This is a genomic window from Paracoccus halophilus (assembly GCF_000763905.1).
GTDB lineage: Bacteria > Pseudomonadota > Alphaproteobacteria > Rhodobacterales > Rhodobacteraceae > Paracoccus > Paracoccus halophilus.
The window spans coordinates 126,519-152,178 of sequence record NZ_JRKN01000005.1; the positions used below are offsets into that span (position 1 = coordinate 126,519).

Here is a 25,660-nt window from a genome sequence, read left to right on the forward strand (position 1 = left end):
GGTGCGTCGCGCGCCGCCCCTTCCCCTATTTTATGAACGAGGTCCGACATGTCGTCCGACAGTTATCTTCAGGTCAAGAATGTCACCAAGGAATTCGGCGATTTCACCGCCCTGCGCGATGTGTCGCTGGATGTCGAAAAAGGTGAATTCGTTTGCTTTCTCGGGCCGTCCGGCTGTGGCAAGACGACGCTGCTCAGGGCGATTGCCGGGCTGGATATCCAGACCATGGGCACCATCATCCAGGACGGCCGCGACATTTCGGACCTGCCGCCGTCGGAACGCGATTTCGGCATCGTCTTTCAATCCTATGCCCTGTTTCCCAACCTGACCGTCGCCAACAATGTCGGCTTCGGCCTGATCGGTTCGGGCAAGTCGCGGGCCCAGATCAACGCGCAGGTGCAGGCGCTGCTGAAACAGGTGGGCCTGCCCGAACAGGGCAACAAATACCCCTCGCAGCTTTCGGGCGGCCAGCAGCAGCGGGTCGCGCTGGCCCGCGCGCTGGCGACCGAGCCGAACCTGTTGCTGCTGGACGAGCCGCTGTCGGCGCTTGACGCCAAGGTGCGGGTGCATCTGCGCGGCCAGCTGAAAGAGCTGCAGCGTTCGCTGGGCCTGACCACGATCATGGTGACCCACGATCAGGAAGAGGCGCTGAACCTGGCGGATCGGATCGTTGTGCTGTCGCAGGGCCGGATCGAACAGGTCGGCACCCCGATCGAGATCTATGCCCAGCCCGCCAACGCCTTTGTCGCCGATTTCGTCGGCGAGATGAATTTCATCGACGCGCGCAAGATCGACAATGGCCACATCTCGATCGGCGAGATCAGGCTTGCCGCCGAGGCCGCGCATCTGAACGGTTCGGACCGGGTGATCGCCGCGATCCGCCCCGAGGATGTGCAGGTCCAAAGCGCCGAGGCCACGCCCAACAATTTCGACGTGGATGTGCGCCATATCGAGTTCTGCGGCGCCTATCTGCGCGCGACCCTGGGGGATCGCCGCCTGGGCGATGTCTCGTTCCGGGCGGATCTGTCGATGAACCTGGTCCGTCGGCTGCAGGTGCATCAGGGCGGGCGGCTGACCATCGCCATGCCGCCCGAAAGACTGCGCGTCTATCCTGCCAACTGATCGGGTAAAACATGGCTGTCCTTGCTCAACACGATCTTCAGATCACCCGCCGCCGCGTCCAGCCGAAACCCGCCAGGGACGAGGTCTGGCAGCGCGGCCTGATCGTGGTCATCATCGCCTATCTGTTCTTCGGGCTGGTCATGCCGCTGGCGATGGTCTTCACCAAATCGCTGCAGACCTATGCCTTCTATCCCGAACAGGTCACCATCGCCTTCCAGATGCCCGATGGCAGCCATGCCGAGCCGCGCTCGCTGCAGGACTGGCTGGACGATTCGGGCGCCGAGGCGAATGACGGGCTGCGCGCCTCGGAACGGACCCGCATCCAGATCGTGCGCATCATCCCCAAGAACGCGCGCGCGGATGTCGAATCCTTCCGTGTGACGGATCTGTCCGCGGATGGCGGCCAGTTGCTGATCGACGGCGTGCCCAGCGAGGCCGGGCAAAGCTATGACGTGCCGCGCGCGCAGCTGGGCAAGGTGCAGGTGCGGCCGCAGGTCAGCTATGGGCTGGGGAATTACGGCTATTACTTCTCGCAGCCCTCGCTGTTCAATTCGATCCTGAATTCCTTCATCATCGCGATGATCGTGGTGGTGATCGTGGTGCCGCTGGCCTTCGGCTATGCCTACGGGATCATGCGCACGAGGATGCGCGGCAAGGCATTCTTTCGCCTCGCGGCGACGGTGCCGGTGCTGGTGCCCTCCCTCTTGCCGGCCATCGGGCTGATCTATCTGTTCGGCAATCAGGGCATCCTGACGCCCCTGCTGATGGGCCAGTCGATCTATGGCCCCATCGGCATCGTGATGGCCAGCGTCTTTTTCACCTTTCCCCATGCGATGATCATCATGATCGTGGCGCTGAGCACCTCTGACCAGCGCCTTTACGAGGCATCCGAGGTTCTGGGCGCCTCGAAATGGCGGACCTTCTGGGTGGTGACGATCCCGGGCGCCCGCTACGGGCTGATCTCTGCGGCTTTCGTGGTCTTCACGCTGGTGCTGACCGATTTCGGCGTGCCGAAGGTGGTCGGCGGCGATTTCAACATGCTGGCGCTGGATATCTACAAGCAGGTGATCGGGCAGCAGAATTTCCAGGTGGGGGCGGTCGTCTCGATGGTGCTTCTGGTGCCCGCCGTCGTCGCCTTTGCGGTCGATCGCATCGTCTCGCGCCGGCAGGTGGCGATCATGTCGGCCAAGGCCGTGCCCTTCCAGCCCGAGCATAATCCGCGGCTGGACAGCGCCATGCTGATCCTGTGCTCGGTCGTGGCGGTGTTCATCCTCGGCATTCTCGCCATGTGCCAGTTCGCCGCGCTGGCGCGGTTCTGGCCCTATAACCTGACGCCGGGCCTGTCGCATTACGATTTCAGCAAGGTCGATGGCGGCGGTTGGGGCGCCTATTTCAATTCGCTGAAGCTGGCCGTTCTGGTCTCGACCATCGGTGCCGCCATCGTCTTTCTGGGCGCCAACATGGTCGAGAAGGCCCGCGGCTTTCAGATCGGCCGGACCATCCTGCAATTCCTGTCGATGATGCCGATGGCGATTCCGGGGATGGTCCTGGGTCTGGCCTATATCTTCTTCTTCAACGATCCGGCCAATCCGCTGCATTTCCTCTATGGAACCATGGCGATCCTGGTCATCAACACCTCGATCCACCTGTGGACCGTGTCGCATCTGACGGCCAGCACGGCGCTCAAGCAGATGGACAAGGAATTCGAGGCGGTGGCCATGTCGCTGAAACAGCCCTTCTGGCGCATGCTCAGCCGGGTCAGCGCGCCGGTCTGCCTGCCGGCGATCAGCGAAATCTGGCTGTATTACTTCGTCAATGCGATGACGACGGTCTCGGCCGTGGTGTTCCTTTACAGTCCGCAGACGCAGCTTGCCTCGATCGCGGTGCTTAACATGGACGATGCGGGCGATATCGCGCCGGCCGCGGCGATGGGCATGATGATCTTCTATACCAATGCGCTGGTCCGCATCCTGTATTCGCTTGCGACCGGGCGGTTGATGGGACGGCTGCAGGCGTGGCGCCATCGATAGGCGCAGCTTCTGGTTGTTCAGCCCTTGCGTTGGCCGCAACCGTCATGTTCTGGCTATGAAACAAGAACGAGTCCTGACCCTAGCGGCGAAGAATCACGAAAAATGGGGGGAATATTGCGTATCAAACATCCGCTTAGTGCTCTGGGCTACCTGCCGCCGGCCCCGGAAACCATCATCCGATAGACCAAAGCCCGGCCATGCACTAACAATCAGCATGGACCACTCAAGTTAGGCTGATCAGAATGGCGAGAGGGAGTTTCAGAATGGGCAGAGTACAAGACAAGGTAGCGATCGTGACGGGCGCTTCGCTGGGGCTGGGCGAATCCATGGCGAGGATGCTGGCGCGGGAGGGCGCGAAAGTGGTCCTCACCGACATCAAGGACGAGGAAGGCGAGCGGGTGGCGAAGGCCATCGCCGACGCCGGCGGCACAGCGATCTATCTCCATCACGACGTCACCGTCGAGAGGGATTGGGAGCAGGTGATGCAGGCCACCCTTGACCGCTTCGGCCGGCTCGACGTGCTGGCCAACAATGCCGGCGTCGGCTGGGGCGGGCCGCCCGAAGAGGAGACGCTGGAACGCTGGCGCCAGCTGATGAGCGTCAATCTCGACGGTGTGTTCCTCGGCACCAAACACGCGATCCTGGCGATGAAGCGGAACGACCCGCCGGGCGGCTCGATCATCAACCTCTCCTCAATCGAAGGGCTGGTCGGCGATCCCAATCTCGGTGCTTATAACGCGTCGAAGGGCGGCGTGCGGCTCTACACCAAGTCGACCGCGCTCTATTGCGCCAAGGCGGGCCTGAACATCCGTGTGAACTCGGTTCATCCCGGCTATATCTGGACGCCGATGGTTGAGAACCACCTGGCGCAGCAGGGCGACGTCGAGGAAGGCCGCCAGGCCCTGAACGCCCTGCACCCGATCGGCCATGTCGGCGAACCGGACGACATCGCCTATGGCGTGCTCTATCTTGCCTCGGACGAATCGAAGTTCGTGACCGGCACCGAACTGGTCATCGACGGTGGCTACACCGCCCAATAGGCGCCGGTGGTTGCGTGGCAAGCTTCTCTGTCGATTGATAACGGCTGATTTCGAGACATATGCCACCGGCTCCGCAAACGCCCGGGCATCCTGATTTACCCGCTGTCGGTTTCCCGATATGGAGGAATCTGGCGTTCCAGAGCGGGTAGCGCCCTGTTTTGACGCCCTCCGCTTTCACCGTCAGTACGGGGGTGCAGTATGAGCGTGTGGTTCCCATCATGCCGTGCTTGGTCGGTCGCGCCACCTGCGGGCCATGGTCATGCGATCATGTCCAAAGCCGGATCGAGGCAGGAATATCCTTGCAGATTATCACGAACCGGTGGCGTTTCTGCTTCAGAAAGCCGTTCGCCGGGCGAATGATCACCCCCATTCGCTTGCCCGGCTCGGCCAGGGCCGACATCCGTGAGCCATCCAGATCATGGCACCCCATCGCTTCAGACATCGGATCAGAACGCAACTGGAATGACAGGCCGGCAGCGACCCGTCCCGCTGGTGGACAGGCCGCAACCGTGCCCGTAACATCCGCCGGTCACGCGCGGAAAGGCCGGCCATGCCCGCAAAAGACCCCAGACTCGACAGTTTCTTCGCCGGGCTGACCGATTGGCGGGACGAGCTTCTGGCCCTGCGCGCCCTGCTTCTGGCGAGCCCCCTGACCGAGGAGTTCAAGTGGCAGTCGCCCGTCTATACATGGCAGGGGGCGAATCTGGCAATAATCTGGGGCTTTCGCGACCATGCCACGCTGGGCTTCTTCAAGGGCGTGCTGCTGCGCGATGCCGCCGGAATCCTGTCGAAGCCCGGCGACAATTCCCGCTCCTCGCGCGTGGTGCATTTCACCGACACGGCGCGGATCGCCGCGCTGAAGCCGGTCCTGAGCGCGTACATCGCCGAAGCCATCGAACTGGAGCGATCCGGCCATAAGGTCGTCTTCGCCAAGGACGACCTTGCCTATCCCGACGAACTGGGGGCGCGGCTTGCGGCCGATCCCGAGTTCCGCACCGCCTTCGAAGGGCTGACGCCCGGCCGCCGCCGTGGCTGGGTGCTGCATTTCTCGGGCGCCCGGCAATCGGCCACGCGGGTCTCGCGGATCGACAAGGCGGCGCCCAAGATCCTGGCAGGCAAGGGGATGCAGGACCGCTGACCCCGGCGCCGGCCGCGATGCGTGCCGCCGGCGCGCAACAGGAAACGCCCGCGGCTTTCGCCACGGGCGCCTGACTTGCGGCAACCGGATCGGATCAGCGGCGGATGCCCAGACGCTTGATCAGGTCCTGATAGCGCGCCTCGTCCTTGCGCTTGACATAGTCCAGCAGCTTGCGGCGCTGCGCGACCAGCTTCAGCAGACCGCGACGCGAATGGTTGTCTTTCTTATGCGTCTTGAAATGCTCGGTCAGCGTCGAGATGCGCGAGGTCAGGATCGCGACCTGCACCTCGGGCGAGCCGGTATCGCCCTTCTTGGTGGCGAATTCGGTCATCAGGCGGTTCTTTTCTTCAACCGTAATCGACATCGTGGGCTCCTTTCGAAAGCAAGGGGTTATGGCACAGGCCGGGATGTCGTCCAGCACAGGCCCATGGAGAAACCGCCGGGATTCGACCCGGCGGATGCGCGCCTATAGCAGGGTTCTTGCGATTCGGAAATGCTTTCTGCGCCGCTCAGGCCGCCGCCGGGATGGCGCTCAGAAGGATATCCTGCGGCTGCAACCCGGCGGCGTTCAGCAAACGCCCGACGGCCACCCCGTCCAGCCGGATGACGGTCGCGCCATCGCTGTCCTCCTCGAGCGACACGACGGGCGGGATGCCGCTGCCGTCATCCTCATAGCGCAGTTCGATCCGGTCCTCGCCCGGTGCGTAATCGGCAATGGTCGGGACGCCCTCGCCCGGCTCTTCCAGCAGGAACAGGTCCATGCCCTCGCCGCCCTCGACATAGTCATTGGCGCCGCCGAAAAGCGTATCGTCCCCCTCGTCGCCATGCAGCCAGGCCCGGTCCCCGCCCCGGGACCCATGCAGCACATCGTCACCCGTGCCACCGTCAAGGTCGTCCTCGCCCGGCCCCGCGATCAGCGTGTCATTGCCGGAATTGCCCGAGATGAAATCATCGCCGCCGCCACCCGCCAGCAGGTCATCGCCCTCGCCGCCGAAGATCATGTCATTGCCGGCGCCGCCGCGCACGGTGTCGTCGCCCCCCTGCCCGGCCATTGAATCGTCACCCTCGCCGCCGTCGAGGGAATCGTCGCCGCCCGGCCCGTAATCCCCGTCGCCATAGATCCAGTCCGTGCCGTCGCCGCCCAGAAGCGTATCGTCGCCCTGCCCGCCATGCAGGTCGTCATTGTCGCCAAAGCCGCGCAGCAGGTCGTCGCCATCCTCGCCCGCCAGCCAATCCGAGCCATCGGTTCCGTCCCGCGTGAGCCCCATGGGCGCGTCGGAATCGCCGGTGTCGGCGGTATCGTCCAGGCTGTCGAATTCCTCGTCCTCCTCGGGGCCGCGACCCGCAGAGGTCGTATCGATCGCCAGACCGGCACATAGCAAGGCTATCAGACTGCTCAACATCAACATGACCGGCACCCGGAACGAATCACTCAACCCTGACGATAACGATACGCCGCAGCAAGGCGAGGCGCATCCCATTTGTTAACATTAGGTTAATCCCAGAAACTGGGCTGCAATGCGCGCGGCAGATAAAGCGGATGCCGCGGGGCACCGTTTTTCGTCAACCCGAAGTGGCAAAGCCGATAGCCGTCGCGGCGCAGCATCCGCGCGACCTCGGCACCGCGATCCAGCAAGGCGCCATCCGCGCCCCAGGCACAGATCACCAGATCCGCCCAGGCCGCCGCGCGCCTGATCGTGGCATCGTTTCCCGGCCCGACCGGATCGGCCGCGCCGCGAAGCTCCTGCGGATATGTGGCGCGAAAGGCGAAAAGGTTGACGATCCGGTAACCCGTCGCGCCCAGATCGCGGGCGCGGCTTTCGCAGCGCGCGATGGTCGGGTCGTTCCGGCGATGATCCGCGACCGAGGGGTTGAGCATGACGAACGCGATCCGCCTGCCCTGCCCCCATTCGCGTGTAAGCGCATAGCGGTAAACCCCGCAGCGCGAAAAGACCGCGGTCGAGCGCCGCCCCCCATCGCTGTGACGCCGCGTGATCCGGTCAGCCATCGCGTCCTGCCAAAGCCGGCCGCCGGGTTTGCCACCGGAAGCTGCGGCTCATGCTGCGATCGGCACAAGGCTTGGCGGGCATCGCGGACCTAGCCGTAATCGCGGGCGCCAAAGATCGCGGAGCCGACGCGAATATGGGTCGCACCCTCGGCAATGGCGGATTCGAAATCGCCGCTCATCCCCATGGAAAGGCCGCTGAGCCCGTTGGCGCCGGCAATCTCGCGCAGGGCGCGGAAATGCGGCACCGGGTCCTGATCTTCGGGCGGGATGCACATCAGCCCGGTCAGCGGCAGGTCCAGCGCCCGGCATTCGGCGATGAAGGCATCGGCATCGGCCGGCAGGATACCCGCCTTTTGCGGCTCGGCGCCGGTATTGACCTGCGCGAAAAGCTGCGGACAGGCACCGCGCGCCTGAACCTGCCGGGCCAGTTTCTGCGCCAGTGACGGGCGGTCCAGCGTGTGGATCGCGTCGAACAGATCAAGCGCGGCTTTCAGCTTGTTGGTCTGCAGAGGGCCGATCATGTGCAGCTCGACCCCGGCGAAACCCTCGCGCCATGCCGGCCATTTTCCGGCGGCCTCCTGCACGTAATTCTCGCCAAAGATGCGCTGGCCCGCGGCCAGGGCGGCTTCGATCCGCGGCGGCGGCTGCACCTTGCTGACGGCAATCAGCACGACATCCCCGGGCGCCCGCCCGGCCTTGGCTTCGGCAGCCGCGATACGGCCTCTGATCTCATCCAGTCCCATGGCCACATGATTCCCAAAAGAAAAGAGCGGGCGCAAGGCCCGCTCATTCCTGTTTCGCCATTCGGATCCGCGAGGATCAGAATTTGAACTTGATACCGAAGTCAGCAACGGTGTCCGAAGCGTAGTCGGAGTCGGCGATCGCACCGGCCAGGACAGCGCCGCCGCCCAGGTCGTATTCGGCGCCGATGCCGAAGGTGTCGAAGTCTTCGTCGTCGAAGCCGGCGGTGATGGCTTCGAACTCGTCACGACGCCAGAAGCCTTCGAAGGTCCAGGCCTGGTATTCATAGGCCATGGACAGACCGTAGGTGCGGTCGTATTCGTAGTCAGCCAGCGCCAGGGTGAAGTCCGGAGCGTCGTCGATCTGCAGCGTGAACTCGCCGCGCTCGTCATAATCGACGATGATACCCTTGACGCTGAAGCCGCCGGTCTTGAACTCACCACCCAAGGTGATTTCCTTGGCGTCGTCATGCTTGGCGTAACCAAGGCCGACCATCCACGAACCGTTGGCAAGTTCGCCGTTGTAGCTACCGGCGACCGACCACGCGACGTCGGTATCGGTGTCATTGTCGGCGGGGTCGAACGCGTCGTCTTCTTCGTCGTAGTAGGGGTTGTCCGAACCGGTTGCGCCCGGCCAGTCGTTGTCGCTGGCGTCGCTGGCCGACAGGAACAGGTTGAAGTTGTTGATGCTGTACTCGTACAGGATGTTCGGACCCTGATCGGTGTTTTCACCGTCGCCGGTCAGGTACGAGATTTCCTCGACGTCGCCGACAAAGGTACCGTCGGTGTAGCCGATTTCATACAGGTCGCCGATGGCGGCTTCCGAAGCGGACAGGGTGTCGCCCATCGACAGCTTGCCATAGGTGCCCGAAATCCAGACCGCACCGGCAGTACCGCGAGCCGCCGAACGGAAACGGTTGGCGTTGTAGTTTTCCTGGTCGACGCGGAAGGCGGCACCGAAGGACAGGCCGGCATCCGATTCACCGGTCAGGGTGAACTTGACGCGGGCACGGCTGCCGAACTGAGCGTCGTTGCCGTCATAGACCACACCCATACGGCCGTCGCCCGACAGCGCCACTTCGGCGGAAGCGAAGCCGGCCGACAGAACCAGGGCGCTGGTCGCGAAAAGAACCTTTTTCATGGTTTTCCCTCTTGTCTCTACTCATCTGCCCCACCCGGTCTTCCGGCTTGGGGTATGCTTGTGATGTCGCGCGTTCGGCCCTGCTTTGCAACGAAATCAGCCCGGAGCAACCCGTTTCCGAACTGCTGTGATGCACAAGCGCCACACCGGGTTGCCCCTGCCGACACGGACTCGCGAACCGGATTCGGTCCCGGTGCGGACGGGCGATTGCCGCATTGGGCGGGGCTTTGCCGGCCCTGGCGGCGCAGCCTCTCTTGTCGCAAGGGGCGAAATTGCGCTATGGCTCGCGCAAGAACGATCCGGGGGACGACAAATGATCAGAAGCGCCGCACGGCTGACCGCCGCCCTGCTTGTAATCGCCGGGCTTGCCGCCTGTTCCGGCCGGGGATCGGGCTCTGCGGGTTCGGCCGGCTCGGGGCTTGGCGGCGGCGGAGGCCAGACGCAGGCGCAGAACACCGCCCCGCGCGAGGAATCGACCTTCTGGGACCTGTTCTCGAATCGCCGCAATCCGAACGATACGGTGGCGGTGAACCGCTATCTGTGGAATGCCAGCCTTGAGGTGCTGAACTTCCTGCCGCAGCAGGTCATCGACCCCTTTACCGGCGTGATCGTGACCGGTTACGGCACACCGCCCGGCGGCAACCGGGCCTATCGCGCCACGGTCAAGGTCAGCGATCCGTCGCTGGACGCGCGTGCGCTCAAGGTATCCTTGCAGGGGCCGGGCGGCAGCGCGGTGGCGCCCGATACGGTGCGCGCGGTCGAGGATGCGATCCTGACCCGCGCCCGGCAGCTGCGCGTGCAGGACAAGAACCTCTGACAGCGCTGGACCTGTCCAGACGCAACAGCTAATACCCTGCGGGCAATCTGACGCCCGGAGGTTCCCATGCCCTATGATCCCGCAATCAGCGAACCGCACTGGCAAAAGGCCTGGGACGACGCGGGCAGCTTTCTGGCGCGCCGCGACGAACGGCCCAAATATTACGTGCTCGAGATGTTCCCCTATCCGTCGGGGCGCATCCATATGGGCCATGTGCGCAACTATACCATGGGCGATGTGGTGGCGCGGTTCAAACGCGCGCAGGGATTCAGCGTGCTGCATCCGATGGGCTGGGACGCGTTCGGCATGCCGGCCGAAAATGCCGCGATGGAGCAGGGCGGCCATCCCCGCGACTGGACCTATGGCAATATTGCCACAATGCGCGAGCAGCTGAAGCCGCTGGGCCTGTCGATCGACTGGAGCCGCGAATTCGCCACCTGCGACGACGATTACGTCGCGCAGCAGCAGGCGCTGTTTCTGGACATGCTCGAGGCCGGCCTGATCACCCGCAAATCGGCGCAGGTGAACTGGGACCCGGTCGATATGACCGTGCTCGCCAATGAGCAGGTCATCGACGGCAAGGGCTGGCGCTCGGGCGCGCCGGTCGAGCGCAAGGAACTGACGCAATGGTTCTTTCGCATCTCGGATTATTCCGAGGAACTGCTGGCGGCGCTGGACGGGCTGACCGGCTGGCCGGACAAGGTCCGGCTGATGCAGGCGAACTGGATCGGCAAGTCGCGCGGGCTGCAATTCCACTTTCAGACCTCGGGCGCGCCGGCGGGCTTCGACCGGATCGAGGTCTATACCACGCGTCCCGACACGCTGATGGGCGCCTCGTTCGCGGCGCTGTCGCCCGATCATCCGCTGATCCGGGCGCTGGCCGCGGATCGCCCCGAGATCGCCGCCTTCGTCGAGGAATGCCGCCGCCTCGGCACCACCGAGGAAGCCATCGAGACCGCGCCGAAAATGGGTCTGGATACCGGCCTGACGGTTCGCCATCCGCTTGATCCGAATTGGCAATTGCCGGTCTGGATCGCGAATTTCGTGCTGATGGATTACGGCACCGGCGCCATCTTCGGCAGCCCCGCCCATGACGAGCGCGACCACGAATTCGCCACCAAATACGGGCTGCCGATCCGCGCCACCTTCGGCGAGCGCGGAATGACGCAGGAACAGGCCGATGCGATGGTGGCGAAAGCCCCCTATGTGCCGCTGAAATCCGAAACCGTCACCTATGTGCGCGGCTTCGCCGGCCCCGCCGAGCAGACCGGCGAGGATGCGGTGATCGCCGCCATCGCCCATGCCGAGACCAAGGGTTACGGCGAGGGCGTGACCAAGTACCGGCTGCGCGACTGGGGCATTTCCCGCCAGCGTTACTGGGGCTGCCCGATTCCGGTCGTGCATTGCGACGGCTGCGGCACGGTCCCCGAGGCCAAGCAGAACCTGCCGGTTCTGCTGCCGCGCGACGTGACCTTCGACACGCCCGGCAATCCGCTGGACCGCCACCCGACCTGGCGTCGGACGACCTGTCCGAAATGCGGCGGCGCGGCGCGGCGCGAAACCGACACGATGGATACCTTTGTCGATTCGTCGTGGTATTACGCGCGCTTCACCTCGCCCGGCGCGGCGACCCCGACCGAGCGCGCCGACGCCGATTACTGGATGAACGTGGACCAGTATATCGGCGGCATCGAGCATGCGATCCTGCACCTGCTCTATTCGCGATTCTTCGCCCGCGCGATGGTCAGGACCGGCCATCTGCCCGAAAGCGCCAAGGAACCCTTCGACGCGCTGTTCACCCAGGGCATGGTCACGCATGAGATCTATAGGATCACTGAAAAATATCCAGTTGAGAATCTAGCCAGTGACAGTCGGGCAGTTATTAAATCAGAGTTCCCCACTGCTAAGGCCATCCATTGGCCGATCTATTATTTTCCCGAGCAGGTTGAACACCGTCCCGACGGTGTTTTCCTCAAGAATACTAATACCCCGGTCGAGGTGATCGCCTCGGCCAAGATGTCGAAATCCAAGAAGAATGTCGTCGATCCGGTCGATATCGTCGCGAATTTCGGCGCCGATACCGCGCGCTGGTTCATGCTGTCCGACAGCCCGCCCGAGCGGGACGTGGAATGGACCGCCGCCGGGGCCGAGGCGGCGCACAAGTTCCTCGCCCGCGTCTGGCGTCTGGCCGACGAGGTGCCCGAGGGCGCCGAGGATCCCGAACTGCTGCGCGCCGCCCACCGCGCCATTGCCGATGTGACCCGGTCCATCGAGGGGTTCGCCTTCAACAAGGCGGTGGCCAAACTCTATGAGCTGGCAAATATCATCGGCAAATCCCCGGCCGGCGGCGAACAGCGCCGTGCGGCGCTGCGCATCATGGCGCAGCTGATGGCGCCGATGGTGCCGCATCTGGCCGAAGAGATCTGGTCGAAAGCCGGCGGGCAGGGCATGGTGGTCGATGCCGCCTGGCCGCAGGCCGACCCCGCGCTGCTGGTCTCGGACAGCGTGGTGCTGCCGATCCAGATCAACGGCAAGCGGCGCGCGGAAATCCAGGTACCCAAGGACATGCCCAAGGAAGAGATCGAAACCCTCGTGCTGGCCGATGAAACCGTGCAGCGCTTCATGGAGGGCGCGGCGCCGAAAAAGCTGATCGTCGTGCCCGGGCGGATCGTCAATGTCGTGGTCTAGGCGCAGCCTGTTCGCCCTGCTGCCGGCGCTGGCCGCCTGCGGCTTTTCGCCGGTCTACGGGCCGGGCGGCACCGGCAGCAGGCTGTTTGGCCAGATTCGCGCCGACGATCCGTCGACCCCCGACGAATACGCCTTTGCGGGGCGCCTCATGGAACGGCTAGGCCCGGATCGGGATGCGCGATTCGCGCTGGCCTATCAGCTGCGCATCGCCGTGGTGCCGCAGGCGATCACCCCCGATGAGGTGACCACCCGCTATTCGCTGAACGGCACCGCCGGATTCGTGCTGACCCGGGCGGAAACCCGCGAGGTCGTGACCCGTGGGCAGGTCAGCAGTTTCACCTCGTATTCGACCACCGGGACGACCATCGCCACCATGTCGGCCGAACAGGACGCCCATGAACGGCTGGCCCGGATGCTGGCCGATCAGGTGGTGACGCGGCTGCTGGCCGTCGATCCCGACCAGATGCAATGAACCTCAAGGGGGCCGAGATCGCGCGCTATCTGGCGCGTCCCGATCCGACGCGCCCGGCATTGCTGATCCATGGCCGCGACGCGATGCGCGTCGCGCTGAAACGGGCCGAGGCGGTCCGGGCGCTGGTCGGGCAGGGCGCCGAGGAAGAGATGCGCCTGACGCGCCTGCCCGGCGCCGATCTGCGCAAGGACCCGGCGCAGCTGCTGGATGCGGTCAAGGCGGTGGGCTTCTTTCCCGGCCAGCGCGTGGTTCTGGTCGATGACGCCCCCGACGGCGCCGCCGCCGCCGTCGCCGCCGCGATCGGGGAATGGAAAACGGGCGACGCGGTGATCGTGGTCACGGCCGGCGCGCTCAGCAAATCCTCGGCGCTGCGCAAGCTGTTCGAGCCGCACAAGACGGCCGTCGCCGCGCCCATCTATGACGACCCCCCCGGCGAGGAGGAGATCACCCGCTGGCTCTCCGATGCCGGGCTGCACGAGCTGCCGCGCGACGCCATGCAGGACCTGATCGCGCTGAGCCGGGCGCTGAATCCCGGCGATTTCCGCCAGACGGTGGAAAAAATCGCGCTCTACAAGCATGGCGATCCCGCGCCGCTGACGCCCGCCGAAATCGCCGAGCTTGCCCCGGCCACCGTCGAGGCCGAGGTCGATGACCTGATCGATTGCGTGGCCGAGGGCCGCGCCCGCGAGTTCGGCGCGCTGATGCGCCGGATCGAGGGGCAGGGCATCGCGCCGGTCACTTTGTGCATCGCCGCCCTGCGCCATTTCCGGGCGCTGCATGCCGGAACCTCGGATCCGGGCGGGCCGGGGACCGGCATGGCGCGGCTGCGGCCGCCGGTCTTCGGACCACGGCGCGACCGGATGATCCGGCAGGCGCAGAACTGGGGAATGCGGGCGCTTGAGGACGCGATCCACCAGCTGATCGAGACCGATCTGACGCTGCGCTCATCCTCGCGCGCGCCGGCCATGGCGGTGATCGAGCGGATGCTGTTGCGTCTGTGCATGATGCCGCGGGGCGGCCGGTGAGCGACATCCTGGCGGGCCGGGCGCTGGTCATCGGCGCCGGACCCGCCGGGCTGATGGCGGCCGAGACGCTCGCGGCGCATGGGTTTGGGGTCGTGGTCGCCGAGGCCATGCCCACGCCGGCACGCAAGTTCCTGATGGCCGGGAAATCCGGGCTGAACCTGACCCGCGACGAGCCGCGCGCGCTGTTTGCCACGCGGTTTTCCGGGGCGCTGCCCCGGACCCCGGGATATTTGGGTGAAGAAGAATTCGGCCCCGCCGAGGTCATGGCATGGGCGCGCGGGCTGGGCATCGAATTGTTCACCGGCTCGACCGGGCGGGTTTTTCCGCTGGGGATGAAGGCCTCGCCCTTGCTGCGGGCCTGGATCGGGCGGCTGTCGGGGCAGGGGGTCGAGTTGCTGACCCGCTGGCGATGGGCCGGGTTCAAGGGGGATGGCTGGCGCTTCGAAACCCCGGCGGGGGTCGAGATCCTGCATCCGGGCGCGGTGGTTCTGGCACTGGGCGGGGCAAGCTGGCCCAGGCTTGGCTCGGACGCGGGCTGGGTTCCGTGGCTGCAGCAACGCGGTGTCGCGATCGCGCCGTTCCGGCCGGCGAATATGGGGTTTCGGGTCGACTGGTCGGCGCAGATGGCGCGGCATTTCGGGCGGGCGGTCAAGGGCGTGGCGCTGCGCGTCGGCGAGCAGACGGGCCGCGGCGAATGGGTGATCTCGGCCCGGGGGATCGAGGGCGGCGGCGTCTACGAGGTCTCGGCCGCGATGCGCGACGGGGTGCCCGCGCTGGTCGATCTGGCGCCCGATCTGAGCGAGGCGGAACTGGCCCGGCGTTTCGCCAGGGCGCCGGCGAAGCTGTCGGTCGGCAACCGGCTGCGGCGGGTGCTGGGCGATCCCTTGCGGGCGGCGCTGCTGCTGGAATGGGGCCAGCCCCTGCCGCCGGATCCGGCCCGGCTGGCGGCGCGCGCCAAGGCATTGGCGCTGCGCCATGAGGGGCCACTGGGCATCGAACGCGCAATTTCCTCGGCCGGGGGGATCACCGCCGGGGCATTGACGGGGACGCTGGAGCTGCGCGCCATGCCCGGCGTCTTTGCCGCCGGCGAGATGCTGGACTGGGAGGCGCCGACCGGCGGCTATCTGCTGACCGGCTGTCTGGCCAGCGGCAGGCGGGCCGGGCAGGGGGCGGCCGCCTATCTGGCCAGGGCGCGCCGGTAAGGATCGCGCTGGCGCATCATCTCTAGGTAACCCGTCAGCCGGTGCTCGGTGATCGGAAAGCGGGCGGTCAGCGCCCAGGTCAGGCAATGGGCCAGGATGATATCGGGCACCGTCATCCGCTCGCCCATCAGGAAACCGTCCTCGGCCATGCGCTGGACCAGCGTATGCTGGCTGCGCTCGAATTCCCATCGCAGGGTGTTCTTGATCGCGGCAAGGCGCATTTCCTCGGGCAGCACGAAGCTGTGGCGGGCGGCCAGCCACAGCGCCGCGTCGAATTCGTCCAGCACGAACTGCGTCAGGCTGTCCTGCCGCGCCCGGTCCAGCGTGCCGGCGGGATGGGTCAGCTGGCCATGGCGATCGGCCAGAAAGGTCAGGATGGCGGTGGAATCGGTGATCGGGGTTCCGTCGGCGATCAGGACCGGCACCTTGCCGGCGGGATTGAACGGGGTCACGCCCTCGGAATGGGGATTTACGGCAATGTGCTCATAGGGTTGGCCCAGTTCCTCGAGCATCCACAGGACGCGCATCGCCCGGCTTTTGCCGGTTCCGATCACCTGATACATCGCCGCTCCCTTGCTTTGTGGCTGCCAAAGGCTAGCGCCCGCCAACGATTCAGGCAATCTGTGCCATTGACGCCGCCCGGAGGCCGGCGCAGGAATGGCACGTCACGGGGAAAGAGAACAGGATGTCCACACGTCAGGAAACGCGCGCACCGCTGTTCACGGCGGTGCTGATCGGCGGCTCGCTCATCCTGCTGATCAATTTCGCGCTGCGTGCGAGCTTTGGCGTGTTTCAGATCCCGATCGCCGAGGAGTTCAACTGGCCGCGCGCCGAGTTCAGCCTGGCCATCGCGATCCAGAACCTTGCCTGGGGCATCGGGCAGCCGATTTTCGGCGCGCTGGCCGAACGCTGGGGCGATCGCTGGTCGATCATCATCGGCGCGTTCCTGTATTCCGCCGGCCTGATCCTGACCGCCTATGCCACCGATCCGCTGACCATGCAGCTGCTGGAGGTGATGGTCGGTTTCGGCATCGCCGGCACCGGCTTTGGCGTCATCCTGGCGGTGATCGGCCGTGCCGCCAGCGACGAGAACCGCAGCCTGGCCCTGGGGATCGGCACGGCGGCGGGCTCGGCGGGTCAGGTCTTTGGCGCGCCGCTGGCCGAGATCCTGCTGGTCTATTACCCGTGGCAGACGGTCTTCGCCATCTTTGGCGTGATCGTGCTGGCCTGCCTGTTCTTCCTGCCGATGCTGAGCGGCGGCAAGCCCGCCAGCCGCAGCGAGCTGGAAGAGAGCATGGGCAGCGTGCTGAAGCGCGCCTTCTCGGACCCGTCCTATCTGATGATCTTTGTCGGCTTCTTTTCCTGCGGCTATCAGCTGGGCTTCATCACCGCGCATTTCCCGGCCATGATCACCGAGATGTGCGGGCCGATCAGCCCGATGGGAACCCTGTCAAGCATCGGCATCACGACGACCTCGGCCCTGGGCGCGATCGCGATCTCGGTGATCGGGCTGGCCAATATCGCCGGCTCGATCACGGCCGGCTGGCTGGGCAAGCGCTACAGCAAGAAATACCTGCTGGCGGGGATATACACGCTGCGCACCATAGCCTCGGCGACCTTCATCCTGATGCCGATCACGCCGACCAGCGTCATCGTCTTTTCGCTGGTCATGGGGGCGCTGTGGCTGGCCACGGTGCCGCTGACCTCTGGGCTGGTCGCCTATATCTACGGGCTGCGCTACATGGGCACGCTTTACGGCTTCGTCTTCCTGAGCCATCAGCTGGGCTCGTTCCTGGGCGTGTGGCTGGGCGGCAGGATGTACGATATCCATGGCGACTATACGCTGGTCTGGTGGGTCGGCGTCGGCGTCGGCGCCTTCAGCGCGCTGATCCATCTGCCGGTGCGCGAGGCGCCGGCGCGCATTGCCTCTCCGGTGTGAAGCCGGCCCGATGGCGATCTCAGAGGCACCGGCCGGCACGACCCCGGACAAAACCGAGACAGGATCAGGCAACAGGGCGCAAGTCGCCATTCTGATGGCCGTCTATCAGGGCCGCGAGCACTTGCCGGCGCAGCTGGAAAGCCTGGCGGCGCAGTCCTTTGACAACTGGGTTCTGATCGCCGGCGACGACGGTTCGACCGATGGCAGCGACGCGATCTTGCGCCGCTTTGGCGCCAGCCTCGCGCCCGGGCAGTTGCGCATCGTCGCCGGCCCGCGCAAGGGCGCGGTGGCGAATTTTCGCGCCCTGCTGACCCAGGTCCCGGCCAGCGCAACGCATGTCGCCTTTTGCGATCAGGACGATGTCTGGCACAAGGATCGCCTGCAACGCGGGTTGGCCGCGCTTTCGGCCCTGCCCGCGGATCGGCCGGCCGTCTGGTGCAGCCGGGTGACGAATTGCGCCGCCGACCTGACGCCGCGCTCGATGTCGCCGGTTCCACGATATCCGCCCTCGTTCCGGCATTCGCTGATGCAGAATCTGGTGCAGGGCAACACGGTGCTGATGAATCCCGCTGCCTGTGATCTGGTCGCCGCCGCCAATGCCGAGGCCGGGCCGGTGGTCATGCATGACTGGTGGATCTACCAGCTGGTCTCCGGCGCCGGCGGGCAGATTGTCTATGATGCCGAACCCTCGGTCCTGTACCGGCAGCATGGCGGCAATCTGGTCGGCGCCAATGACCGTTTCGCCGCGCGTCTGGCGGCGCTGCGGCGGATCTGGGACGGCACCTATCGCGACTGGAGCCGCAGGAATCTGGCCGCGCTGCGCGCCTCGGCCGACAGGCTGACGGCGGAAAACCGCGCCTTGCTGGAGGATTTCGCCCGTCTGCATGGCCCGCTGCTGCAACGTGTCGCGGCAATGCGGCGCGGGCGGTTTCACCGGCACAGGCCGCTGTCACAGGTGACGCTGTGGCTGGCGGTTCTTCTGGGTCGCAGCTAGGGCGGTCGCCCTTTTCGGCAATGGTGAACACAGCCTTGAAATCTCCCGACTGTCCCGCTGGCGGAAACGGTCGCCGGCCCGCAGATGCCTGCCGCGCGGGTCCGGGCGGTTGCGGTGCATCGCGCGCCCGGACTATCCTGCGGCAGTTCAGAGGCAATCCACCGCCGAGGCAATTCCGGAAATGTTCCTGTTCCCGCCGATCCCGCTTACCATAGGGTACCTTCCTTATTTCCTGACGCCCGAGATGCCAGATGCCTGAACTGCCCGACCCGATCGAGGTCGTCGCCCCGAACCTGAAACGCCGTCTGTCGGGCGTCACCGCGACCGTGGTACGGCTGATCCCGGTTCAGGCCGGCATGATCGGCATCTGCACGACCGGCCCGGGCCTGCCCGCCGATCTGCCGCATATCCCGCTGCGCCGCGCCGCCACGCTGCCCCGCGACCGCTGGCGGGTCTGGCATGCGCGGCGAAATACCGAAATGGCACTGGGGCTGATCCTGCGACACGTCCTGCGGCGGCGCTACCGGCTGTTGTTCACCTCGGCCGCGCAGCGCCGGCATACCGGCTTTACCCGCTGGCTGATCCGTCGGCAGGATGCGCTGATCGCGACCTCGCCGCAGGCGGCCGGCTATCTGGAACGCCCCGCCAGGGTGATCCTGCACGGTGTCGATCCCGGCGTCTTTCATCCCGCCGCCGACCGCGCGGCGCTGCGCGCGGAGCTGGGCTTTCAGCCCGAGGATATCGTCATCGGCTGCTTTGGCCGCATCCGCGCGCAAAAGGGCGTCGATCTGCTGGTCGAGGCCGCGCTGCGCCTGTTTCCCGACCGGCCGCGCGCCAGGCTGGTCTTTACCGGCCGCGTGACGCCGGACAATCAGGGCTTTTTCGACGAACAGCAGGCCCGGATCAAGGCCGCCGGCCTGTCGGACCGCATCCGCTTTCTGGGCGAAATCCCGTGGGCGCAGGTGGTGCGCACCTATCAGGCGCTGGACCTGTTCGCCGCCCCCGCCAGATGGGAGGGATTCGGCCTGACCCCGCTCGAAGCGATGGCCTGCGGCGTGCCATGCGTCGCCGCCCGCGTCGGCGCCTATGAAACCCTGATCCGCGACGGCGAAACCGGCAGCCTGGTTCCCCGCGACGATGCCGGGGCGCTGGCGCAGGCGCTGGCCCGCTGGCTGGACGACGATGCCGCGCGGCAGGACGCCGGCCGGGCCGCGCAGGCGCATGTCCGGCAAAACCACGCCATCGAGGGCGAGGCCCGCGCCATCACCGAGGTCTACCGGAAACTGCTGTCATGACCCGCTTCGGTTTTCTGGTGGCGCGCACGCTGCGCGACGAAACCGCCCTGCAACGCCTCTCGGTGCCGCAATCCGAGCTGCTGGCCGAACTTGCCGGCAAGCGTATCGCGCTGATCGGCAATGCCCGGGCGCTGGCCCAGGACCAGCTGGGCACCGAGATCGACGAGGCGGATCTGGTCATCCGCATCAACCGCGCGCCGATGCCCGCCGCGACCAGCCACGGCACCCGCACCGACTGGCTGGCGCTGGCGGTCCGGCTGGGCGGGCAGGATCGCCAGCACCTGGCCCCCCGGCGCATCCTGTGGCTGTCGCCCAAACGCAAGCGGCTGGACTGGCAGATCGCGACCAGCCCCGGCTTCTATCTGCACCCGCAGACGGATTACCGCGCGCTCAAGGCCCAGCTGGGCGCGCCGCCGACCACCGGCGTGATGATGATCGACCTGATCGCGCGCTCGGACATGGCGCGGCTCGAGCTTTACGGCTTCGACTTCTTCGCCTCGCTGTCGCTGTCGGGCAGCCGCACCGCCGAACAGGTTCCGCATGATTTTTCCGGGGAATCGGCATGGGTGAACCGGCTGGCGATGGCAGATCGCCGGATCAGCCGTCATTAAGCCAGAATTTCGCCGATCTATCCGATAAATCGCCGGAGTTCTGCTTTCGCTTTCCGGCAAGCTGACCTATACCGCAGCGTCCTTTGCTACAGGAGACCCCCAATGGGCTACAAGGTCGTTGTCGCCGGCGCCACGGGGAACGTGGGCCGCGAAATGCTGAACATTCTGGCCGAGCGCCAGTTCCCTGCCGATGAGGTTGTCGCTCTGGCTTCGCGCCGGAGCATTGGCACCGAGGTCAGCTATGGCGACAAGACACTGAAATGCAAGGATATCGAGGGGTTCGATTTTACCGGCTATGACATGGCGCTGTTCGCCATCGGCTCGGACGCGACAAAGAAATACGCCCCCGTCGCCGCTTCGCAGGGTTGCGTGGTGATCGATAACAGCTCGCTCTACCGCTATGATCCCGAAATCCCGCTGATCGTCCCCGAGGTGAATCCCGACGCGGTCGAGGAGTACCGCAACAAGATGATCATCGCCAATCCCAACTGCTCGACCGCGCAGATGGTGGTGGCGCTGAAGCCGCTGCACGACCGCGCGCGGATCAAGCGCGTCGTGGTCAGCACCTATCAATCCGTCTCGGGCGCCGGCAAGGAGGCGATCGACGAGCTGTGGGACCAGACCAAGGGCCTTTATGTCCCGGGTCAGGAGGTCGAGCCCAGCAAGTTCACCAAGCAGATCGCCTTCAACGTGATCCCGCATATCGACGTCTTCATGGACAGCGGCGACACCAAGGAAGAATGGAAAATGGTCGCCGAGACGAAAAAGATCGTCGATCCTGCGATCAAGGTCACCGCGACCTGCGTGCGCGTGCCGGTCTTTGTCGGCCATTCGGAATCGATCAATATCGAGTTCGAGGATTTCCTGGACGAGGACGAGGCCCGCGACATCCTGCGCGAAGCCCCGGGCATCCTGGTCATCGACAAGCGCGAGCCGGGCGGCTACATGACCCCGGTCGAGGCGGTCGGCGAATTCGCCACCTATATCAGCCGCATCCGTCAGGATTCGACCGTCGAGAACGGCCTGAACCTGTGGTGCGTCAGCGACAACCTGCGCAAGGGCGCGGCGCTGAACGCGGTTCAGATCGCCGAACTTCTGGGCAACCGCGTCCTGAAAAAGGGCTGATCCCAAACGCGGAATTGAGGGCGCCGTGAACCGGCGCCCTCTTGCTTTTTGGTGCGCCCTCGCGGACCCTCCGGGCGTCCAGAACGAGGGTTCACATGCGTTACCTGCTGATTTCCACCGCCATTCTTGCCGCCGCGCCCGCGCTGGCCGACCGGATCGAGACCACCGCCCGGGTGACCGATGTCACGGTCTATCCCTGGGGCGCGGGGGTCACGCGCGAGGCCAGTCTTGATCTGCCGGCGGGTGCGCATGAGCTGGTCATCACCGGCATCCCCTCGGGGATCGATCCGGCCACGCTGCGCGTCTCGGGCGAGGGCGCGACCATCGGCGCGATCAGCGTCCAGCGGGAACGCGCCCTGCCCGGCACGCCCGAGAAATCCCCGGAATTGCGCGCGGCCGAGGATGCGCTCCGCGACCAGCGCGCCCGGCTTGCGCAATTCGACACCCGTGTCGAGGAAATCGAGGCCCGGGCCCAGGCCGCCAGCGACATGATCGACTTCCTGATGCGGCTTGCCGGATCCGAGACGATGGGCGGCGGCGATTTCTCGGCCCTTGCCGGCTCGGTCGGCCAGCAGCTTCTGGAGGCGCGCCAGACCATGGTGCAGGCCGCGGCCGAGGCCGAGACCGCCCGCGAGGGCCGCGACGAGATCGAAGAGGATCTGGCCCGCGCAGAGGCGCGGCTGGCGGCGTTGCGCGGCCCGGATTCGGATCGGATTGCCCTGCTCGTCGCGGTTCAGGGCCAGGACGATCAGGCGACGCTGCGGATCACCTCGCTGACCGACAACGCCCGCTGGGAGCCGGTCTATGACCTGTCGCTGCAGCGCAAGGCGGGCACGCTGCGCATGGAGCGCGGGCTGATGGTGCAGCAGGATACCGGCGAGGACTGGCAGGATGTGCGCCTGACCCTTTCGACCGCGCGCCCCATGGACCAGTCCGCCCCAAGCACGCTTTCTACCGATTTCCTGCGGATCGAGGACCCGCAGGCGCGCGAACGCGATGCATCGGGCGCGATGGCGGCTGATGCGGCGATCGAGAGCTTGTTCTCGAAAGTGGCCGCCAGCCGGGTCGATCCCGTCGTCGAACTCGAACCGATCATGCCCGAGATTCTGGGGGAGACGGTCGTCTATGGTTACCCGACGCCGGTCGACATGCGTGACGGCGCCGACGCCCTGCGGCTGCCGCTGGACGCTCACGACCTGACCCCCGAAATCGTGGCCGAGGCGGTGCCACGCCACGACGATACCGCCTATCTGGTTGCCGATACGGTAAATTCGACCGGCGCCGTGATCCTGCCCGGCGACGCGACATTCTATGCCGATGGGGCCATGGTCGGCCGCGGCGCGCTGGAACTGACGGCGGCGGGCGACGAGATGAAGCTGGGCTTCGGCCCGCTGACCGGGATCAAGGTTGAGCGCCGGATTCCCGATGAGACCGAGGGCGGGCGCGGCCTGCTCGTCAAGTCATCCGAGCGGATGGAAACCGCGATCCTCGCGATCCGCAACCTGACCGGCGAGGAATGGCCGCTGCGGGTCATCGACCGGGTTCCGATCTCGACCCAGGAGGATCTGCGCATCGAATGGTCGGCCGAGCCGGGCCCGGATGAGACCGACCCCGATGGCAAGCGGGGTCTGCTGGTCTGGAACGGCCCGATCGCCGCCGGCGAAGATCGCGAAATCCGCGTGACGACCCGCATCCGCTGGCCCGAGGGACAGGTCCTGATCGGGCGATAGAGCCAGACCCGGCGCGATGGCGAACCCGCCGGACTTGGGGGCGCGCGACGCCTGATCGCACCTTCGGTTGCCGGCGGAAGCCGTTGCCTGCCGGCGGCCGGAACCGGTGTCTTGTTCGCCGGATGCCGCGAAACCTGCCCTGATCCGGGTCGGGTCAGGCCGGCATTGCCGGCAACCTCAAGGAGATGCTGTGCGGGGTCACAGGCGGATCGCGCCGATGAGCAGCGCCTGCTCCAGCCGGTCGACGGCATCGGCCAGCCGCTCATCCACCAGATGCAGGTACTGCGTCCAGTCCGACAGCCGGGAAAGCTCTTCCACGCCGTCGGAAATGCCGCGCAGCCCGATCAGCGGCAGTCCACAGCGCTGGCATGCGCGCAGCACGGCATAGGTCTCCATATCGACCATATCCGCCGCGACCGGATCATAGCCGGCACCGCTGACCACGCTGGCGCCGGTCGCGACCGTGGCGGCTGGCAGACCGGGAATCCGCAGCGGCAGGGCGATCCGCGCGGGCAGGTCCAGAAGCGGCGTCTGCCCCTTGGGAAAGCCCAGCACCGTGGCATCCATATCGCGATATTCGACCGCCGAAACCTGATAGACCGCCGCCTGTTCCAGCGAGCGCGACCCGGCCGAGCCTAGCGAGACGACCAGTTCGGGCAGTTCGCCCCGGCCCTGCAGATGCGCAAGCGTCGCGGTCAGCGATACCGCAGCCTCGACCGGGCCGATTCCGGTGATCAGGGGGGAAATGCGGCGGCGAAGTTGGGCGCCATATTCGGTTTCCGCCGCCATGACGAACAGGACATGCCGGCCGGCGAGAACATCGGCCTTCATTCTGCGGCCCACCCGCCGCATCCCACGCGGATGTCGATCATCCTGTCATTCCTTCTGCCGTTGCGTGCCCAGCGAAACCCATCCGGGTCGTCAGGACAAGCCCGGGGGCGCGATCTAGCCAAGCGCGCGCCGTCGCCCCTGATCCGTTTCATGCGGCGTCGCGCCGTCGGGCCTGGCGGCATTCCTGGAGGGCGAGGGCGCCGGCATCGGTGTCGAGAAGATCAGCAGGAAACGGCCACCCGAAAGCGGACGCAGCCCCCATGACAGCAATCCGCCCGAGGGGCCGGCCATGGCACCGCTCAGGGCGTGTTCGGGCAGGGCGTCGTTCAGCGCCTCGCGCAGCATGGTCAGGCCGGGGCTCTGACCGCAGGCATCGATCCAGCCGGCGACATGTTCGTCCAGCGTATTGCGGGCCATGCCGTCCCAAAGCTCGCCATAGCGGCGGTTCGAGGTCAGCAGGTCGCCGTTGGCGGCGAATACCGCCACCGCATCCTGAAGCGCGTCCAGCACCTCGGCCCCCAGGGACAGGTCGGCGCGGAACTTGCGGGTCAGAGAGATTTCCGAGGTGATGTCGTCGAACAGAAATGCGATGGCGCCGTCGGGATGCGGCCGGCCGGTGACCCGATAGGTCTGCCCGCCCGGCAGCGACCAGATTTCGACATGGTGCCCCGAGGATGCCGCCGCCTCGAGAGAGTTCATCTGGCTGCGCCAGCTGCGGTAATCCTTGGGTTCGGGCACCATCCGGGCCTCGCGCAGGCGATCCAGAAATGCGTAAAGCGTAGGGCGCGCGGTCAGAAACCCGGTCGCCAGCCCGGTCAGGTCGATCAGGGCCGGGTTGAACAGCTGCAGATTCCGCTCGCGGTCGAAAATGGCAAGGCCGATGGGCAGATCGGCAAATGTCTTGGTCAGCGTCTGCACGAACTCACGCAGGCTGCGTTCGGCCCTGACCGTCGCGTCCGCGGGCAGGGCGATGACGACCGTCTGATCCGCCAGTTCATGCGTAAAGCAATCATACCAGCGGCTCTGCCCGCCGTGATCCAGCCGCACCCGCCGGGCGGCATCGCGAGCGGCGCCCTTGGGCGGTGTGGCCGGCAGATCGATCAGTTGCGGCAGCGGCCAGCGGGTTTCACCGTCCGACCTGGCCTCGACCAGATCCAGATAGGCCGAATTCGCCCAGGTGACATGGCCTTGCCGATCCTGCCGCCAGGCCAGCATGGGGGAATGGTCCATCGTGCTGCGCAGGATCTCGAGTTCGCTTTCCATCGCGGAATGGGACAGCGAATCGATCAGGATACCGGCATTTTCGGCGTCGGAATCGGTCAGCGTGATCCGCAGCACATCCTCGCCAAGATCCTCGGCCAGCAAGCGCAGCGTCGACTGGCCCGATCGCTCGGTCAGTTCGGTTCGTGGGGCAGCGCCAAGACTGGCGAGCCTGTCCGCCGAATCCGGCAACCGCATCGACAGCCACGCGGTCAGCCGCCGCCAGTCCCCCTCGCCGGGCTGGGTGGCCAGGAGCGCCCGCGCCGGCCCGGTAGCATCGATCAGATCCCTGTTCCTGAACAGAAATACGATCGGCTCAAGACCCCGGTCCAGCATCACGCCAGGGGCGTTCGGCCACTGACGCCTGCCGATCAGACGCATCGCGACCAGTGCCAATGCCACCGCCGCGAGCGCCGCAGAAAATGCGATGAGAAACTGAAAGGCCATCGCGA

24 protein-coding genes are annotated in these 25,660 nt (G+C 66.0%); 15 read left to right on the forward strand and 9 right to left on the reverse strand.

Translation table 11 applies throughout. The features are described from left to right. Window positions 1–48 precede the first annotated feature (48 nt). The 3 genes from IT41_RS05340 (at window position 49) to IT41_RS05350 (ending at window position 4,192) form a co-directional block, all read left to right on the forward strand. Window positions 49–1,122: a putative 2-aminoethylphosphonate ABC transporter ATP-binding protein gene (locus IT41_RS05340; RefSeq protein WP_036739236.1), complete on the forward strand. Its 1,074-nt coding sequence runs from the start codon at window positions 49–51 to the stop codon at window positions 1,120–1,122. Window positions 1,123–1,133: 11 nt separating this feature from the next. Then, window positions 1,134–3,152 carry a putative 2-aminoethylphosphonate ABC transporter permease subunit gene (locus tag IT41_RS05345; RefSeq protein WP_052081286.1) on the forward strand — a complete coding sequence of 673 codons (2,019 nt, stop codon included), beginning with the start codon at window positions 1,134–1,136 and terminating at the stop codon, window positions 3,150–3,152. 263 nt (window positions 3,153–3,415) lie between these two features. Further along, window positions 3,416–4,192 carry an SDR family oxidoreductase gene (locus IT41_RS05350; RefSeq protein ID WP_036739237.1) on the forward strand — a complete coding sequence of 259 codons (777 nt, stop codon included), beginning with the start codon at window positions 3,416–3,418 and terminating at the stop codon, window positions 4,190–4,192. Window positions 4,193–4,457: 265 nt separating this feature from the next. On the opposite strand, the gene IT41_RS21850 is transcribed toward IT41_RS05350, so the two are convergent. Then, window positions 4,458–4,592, reverse strand: coding sequence for a hypothetical protein (locus IT41_RS21850; protein ID WP_269429292.1), 135 nt, complete (start codon window positions 4,590–4,592; stop codon window positions 4,458–4,460). A gap of 150 nt (window positions 4,593–4,742) precedes the next feature. Here IT41_RS21850 and IT41_RS05355 point away from each other — a divergent pair, with 150 nt between their 5' ends. Next, window positions 4,743–5,330 (forward strand): YdeI/OmpD-associated family protein, encoded by a 588-nt coding sequence (locus tag IT41_RS05355; RefSeq protein WP_036739238.1) that lies wholly within the window; start codon window positions 4,743–4,745, stop codon window positions 5,328–5,330. A gap of 94 nt (window positions 5,331–5,424) precedes the next feature. On the opposite strand, the gene rpsO is transcribed toward IT41_RS05355, so the two are convergent. From rpsO to IT41_RS05380, 5 genes are all read right to left on the reverse strand, one after another. Next, window positions 5,425–5,694 carry a 30S ribosomal protein S15 gene (gene rpsO / locus IT41_RS05360; protein WP_036739239.1) on the reverse strand — a complete coding sequence of 90 codons (270 nt, stop codon included), beginning with the start codon at window positions 5,692–5,694 and terminating at the stop codon, window positions 5,425–5,427. Between the two features lie 145 nt (window positions 5,695–5,839). Then, a complete protein-coding gene (locus IT41_RS05365; protein WP_231564693.1) occupies window positions 5,840–6,733 on the reverse strand; it encodes a calcium-binding protein in 894 nt (297 codons plus the stop codon). A 92-nt stretch (window positions 6,734–6,825) separates the two neighbouring features. Further along, window positions 6,826–7,338, reverse strand: a complete 513-nt coding sequence (locus tag IT41_RS05370; RefSeq protein WP_036739240.1) for a DUF1643 domain-containing protein — start codon at window positions 7,336–7,338, stop codon at window positions 6,826–6,828. An 89-nt stretch (window positions 7,339–7,427) separates the two neighbouring features. Further along, window positions 7,428–8,081: a YggS family pyridoxal phosphate-dependent enzyme gene (locus IT41_RS05375; protein ID WP_036739242.1), complete on the reverse strand. Its 654-nt coding sequence runs from the start codon at window positions 8,079–8,081 to the stop codon at window positions 7,428–7,430. A 76-nt stretch (window positions 8,082–8,157) separates the two neighbouring features. Further along, entirely contained in the window at window positions 8,158–9,219 is a 1,062-nt protein-coding gene (locus IT41_RS05380) for a porin (RefSeq protein ID WP_036739243.1), read from the reverse strand. Window positions 9,220–9,532: 313 nt separating this feature from the next. Between IT41_RS05380 and IT41_RS05385 the strand changes: the two genes are divergently transcribed. The 5 genes from IT41_RS05385 to IT41_RS05405 all read left to right on the forward strand — a co-directional run bounded on the left by IT41_RS05385 (window position 9,533) and on the right by IT41_RS05405 (window position 15,423). Then, window positions 9,533–10,036: a DUF3576 domain-containing protein gene (locus IT41_RS05385; RefSeq protein WP_036739244.1), complete on the forward strand. Its 504-nt coding sequence runs from the start codon at window positions 9,533–9,535 to the stop codon at window positions 10,034–10,036. 66 nt (window positions 10,037–10,102) lie between these two features. After that, a complete protein-coding gene (gene leuS, locus IT41_RS05390) occupies window positions 10,103–12,724 on the forward strand; it encodes a leucine--tRNA ligase (RefSeq protein ID WP_036739245.1) in 2,622 nt (873 codons plus the stop codon). Beyond that, entirely contained in the window at window positions 12,711–13,196 is a 486-nt protein-coding gene (lptE, locus tag IT41_RS05395) for an LPS assembly lipoprotein LptE (protein WP_036739246.1), read from the forward strand. Before leuS ends, lptE begins: the two co-directional genes overlap by 14 nt. After that, entirely contained in the window at window positions 13,193–14,221 is a 1,029-nt protein-coding gene (gene holA / locus IT41_RS05400) for a DNA polymerase III subunit delta (protein WP_036739248.1), read from the forward strand. The genes lptE and holA overlap by 4 nt, the downstream gene beginning before the upstream one ends. Further along, on the forward strand, window positions 14,218–15,423 hold the full coding sequence (locus tag IT41_RS05405) for a TIGR03862 family flavoprotein (protein ID WP_269429294.1): 1,206 nt from the start codon (window positions 14,218–14,220) through the stop codon (window positions 15,421–15,423). Before holA ends, IT41_RS05405 begins: the two co-directional genes overlap by 4 nt. Here the strand turns inward: IT41_RS05405 and IT41_RS05410 are convergent. Continuing rightward, the gene (locus tag IT41_RS05410; RefSeq protein ID WP_036739249.1) at window positions 15,399–15,986 is read right to left on the reverse strand and encodes a glutathione S-transferase family protein; all 588 of its coding nucleotides are present in this window, start codon (window positions 15,984–15,986) and stop codon (window positions 15,399–15,401) included. The two genes, IT41_RS05405 and IT41_RS05410, sit on opposite strands and share 25 nt — an antisense overlap. 122 nt (window positions 15,987–16,108) lie before the next feature. Here IT41_RS05410 and IT41_RS05415 point away from each other — a divergent pair, with 122 nt between their 5' ends. The 6 genes from IT41_RS05415 (at window position 16,109) to IT41_RS05440 (ending at window position 23,117) form a co-directional block, all read left to right on the forward strand. Then, a complete protein-coding gene (locus tag IT41_RS05415) occupies window positions 16,109–17,362 on the forward strand; it encodes an MFS transporter (protein WP_036739251.1) in 1,254 nt (417 codons plus the stop codon). A 94-nt stretch (window positions 17,363–17,456) separates the two neighbouring features. Continuing rightward, the gene (locus tag IT41_RS05420) at window positions 17,457–18,356 is read left to right on the forward strand and encodes a glycosyltransferase (RefSeq protein ID WP_074948051.1); all 900 of its coding nucleotides are present in this window, start codon (window positions 17,457–17,459) and stop codon (window positions 18,354–18,356) included. A 251-nt stretch (window positions 18,357–18,607) separates the two neighbouring features. Next, entirely contained in the window at window positions 18,608–19,651 is a 1,044-nt protein-coding gene (locus IT41_RS05425; protein WP_036739252.1) for a glycosyltransferase family 4 protein, read from the forward strand. Beyond that, complete coding sequence (locus tag IT41_RS05430) at window positions 19,648–20,262, forward strand: glycosyltransferase family 29 protein (protein ID WP_036739253.1); 615 nt, start codon at window positions 19,648–19,650, stop codon at window positions 20,260–20,262. Before IT41_RS05425 ends, IT41_RS05430 begins: the two co-directional genes overlap by 4 nt. Before the next feature lie 102 nt (window positions 20,263–20,364). Next, the gene (locus IT41_RS05435) at window positions 20,365–21,387 is read left to right on the forward strand and encodes an aspartate-semialdehyde dehydrogenase (protein WP_036739254.1); all 1,023 of its coding nucleotides are present in this window, start codon (window positions 20,365–20,367) and stop codon (window positions 21,385–21,387) included. A gap of 95 nt (window positions 21,388–21,482) precedes the next feature. Then, window positions 21,483–23,117, forward strand: coding sequence for a DUF4139 domain-containing protein (locus IT41_RS05440; protein ID WP_036739256.1), 1,635 nt, complete (start codon window positions 21,483–21,485; stop codon window positions 23,115–23,117). Window positions 23,118–23,315: 198 nt separating this feature from the next. Here IT41_RS05440 and IT41_RS05445 read toward each other — a convergent pair whose 3' ends face one another. Further along, entirely contained in the window at window positions 23,316–23,948 is a 633-nt protein-coding gene (locus IT41_RS05445; RefSeq protein ID WP_036739258.1) for a 5'-methylthioadenosine/S-adenosylhomocysteine nucleosidase, read from the reverse strand. 114 nt (window positions 23,949–24,062) lie between these two features. Then, window positions 24,063–25,655 carry a PAS-domain containing protein gene (locus IT41_RS05450; RefSeq protein WP_036739259.1) on the reverse strand — a complete coding sequence of 531 codons (1,593 nt, stop codon included), beginning with the start codon at window positions 25,653–25,655 and terminating at the stop codon, window positions 24,063–24,065. Window positions 25,656–25,660 lie beyond the last annotated feature (5 nt).

Coding starts and splice junctions, on each gene's coding strand:
- IT41_RS05340 (WP_036739236.1), top strand. CDS start 49: ATGTCGTCCGACAGTTATCTTCAGGTCAAGAATGTCACCAAGGAATTC.
- IT41_RS05450 (WP_036739259.1), bottom strand. CDS start 25,655: ATGGCCTTTCAGTTTCTCATCGCATTTTCTGCGGCGCTCGCGGCGGTG.
- leuS (WP_036739245.1), top strand. CDS start 10,103: ATGCCCTATGATCCCGCAATCAGCGAACCGCACTGGCAAAAGGCCTGG.
- holA (WP_036739248.1), top strand. CDS start 13,193: ATGAACCTCAAGGGGGCCGAGATCGCGCGCTATCTGGCGCGTCCCGAT.
- IT41_RS21850 (WP_269429292.1), bottom strand. CDS start 4,592: ATGTCGGCCCTGGCCGAGCCGGGCAAGCGAATGGGGGTGATCATTCGC.
- IT41_RS05425 (WP_036739252.1), top strand. CDS start 18,608: ATGCCTGAACTGCCCGACCCGATCGAGGTCGTCGCCCCGAACCTGAAA.
- IT41_RS05355 (WP_036739238.1), top strand. CDS start 4,743: ATGCCCGCAAAAGACCCCAGACTCGACAGTTTCTTCGCCGGGCTGACC.
- IT41_RS05410 (WP_036739249.1), bottom strand. CDS start 15,986: ATGTATCAGGTGATCGGAACCGGCAAAAGCCGGGCGATGCGCGTCCTG.
- IT41_RS05430 (WP_036739253.1), top strand. CDS start 19,648: ATGACCCGCTTCGGTTTTCTGGTGGCGCGCACGCTGCGCGACGAAACC.
- IT41_RS05420 (WP_074948051.1), top strand. CDS start 17,457: ATGGCCGTCTATCAGGGCCGCGAGCACTTGCCGGCGCAGCTGGAAAGC.
- IT41_RS05365 (WP_231564693.1), bottom strand. CDS start 6,733: ATGTTGAGCAGTCTGATAGCCTTGCTATGTGCCGGTCTGGCGATCGAT.
- IT41_RS05385 (WP_036739244.1), top strand. CDS start 9,533: ATGATCAGAAGCGCCGCACGGCTGACCGCCGCCCTGCTTGTAATCGCC.
- IT41_RS05370 (WP_036739240.1), bottom strand. CDS start 7,338: ATGGCTGACCGGATCACGCGGCGTCACAGCGATGGGGGGCGGCGCTCG.
- IT41_RS05435 (WP_036739254.1), top strand. CDS start 20,365: ATGGGCTACAAGGTCGTTGTCGCCGGCGCCACGGGGAACGTGGGCCGC.
- lptE (WP_036739246.1), top strand. CDS start 12,711: ATGTCGTGGTCTAGGCGCAGCCTGTTCGCCCTGCTGCCGGCGCTGGCC.
- IT41_RS05415 (WP_036739251.1), top strand. CDS start 16,109: ATGTCCACACGTCAGGAAACGCGCGCACCGCTGTTCACGGCGGTGCTG.
- IT41_RS05440 (WP_036739256.1), top strand. CDS start 21,483: ATGCGTTACCTGCTGATTTCCACCGCCATTCTTGCCGCCGCGCCCGCG.
- IT41_RS05350 (WP_036739237.1), top strand. CDS start 3,416: ATGGGCAGAGTACAAGACAAGGTAGCGATCGTGACGGGCGCTTCGCTG.
- IT41_RS05345 (WP_052081286.1), top strand. CDS start 1,134: ATGGCTGTCCTTGCTCAACACGATCTTCAGATCACCCGCCGCCGCGTC.
- IT41_RS05375 (WP_036739242.1), bottom strand. CDS start 8,081: ATGGGACTGGATGAGATCAGAGGCCGTATCGCGGCTGCCGAAGCCAAG.
- rpsO (WP_036739239.1), bottom strand. CDS start 5,694: ATGTCGATTACGGTTGAAGAAAAGAACCGCCTGATGACCGAATTCGCC.
- IT41_RS05380 (WP_036739243.1), bottom strand. CDS start 9,219: ATGAAAAAGGTTCTTTTCGCGACCAGCGCCCTGGTTCTGTCGGCCGGC.
- IT41_RS05445 (WP_036739258.1), bottom strand. CDS start 23,948: ATGAAGGCCGATGTTCTCGCCGGCCGGCATGTCCTGTTCGTCATGGCG.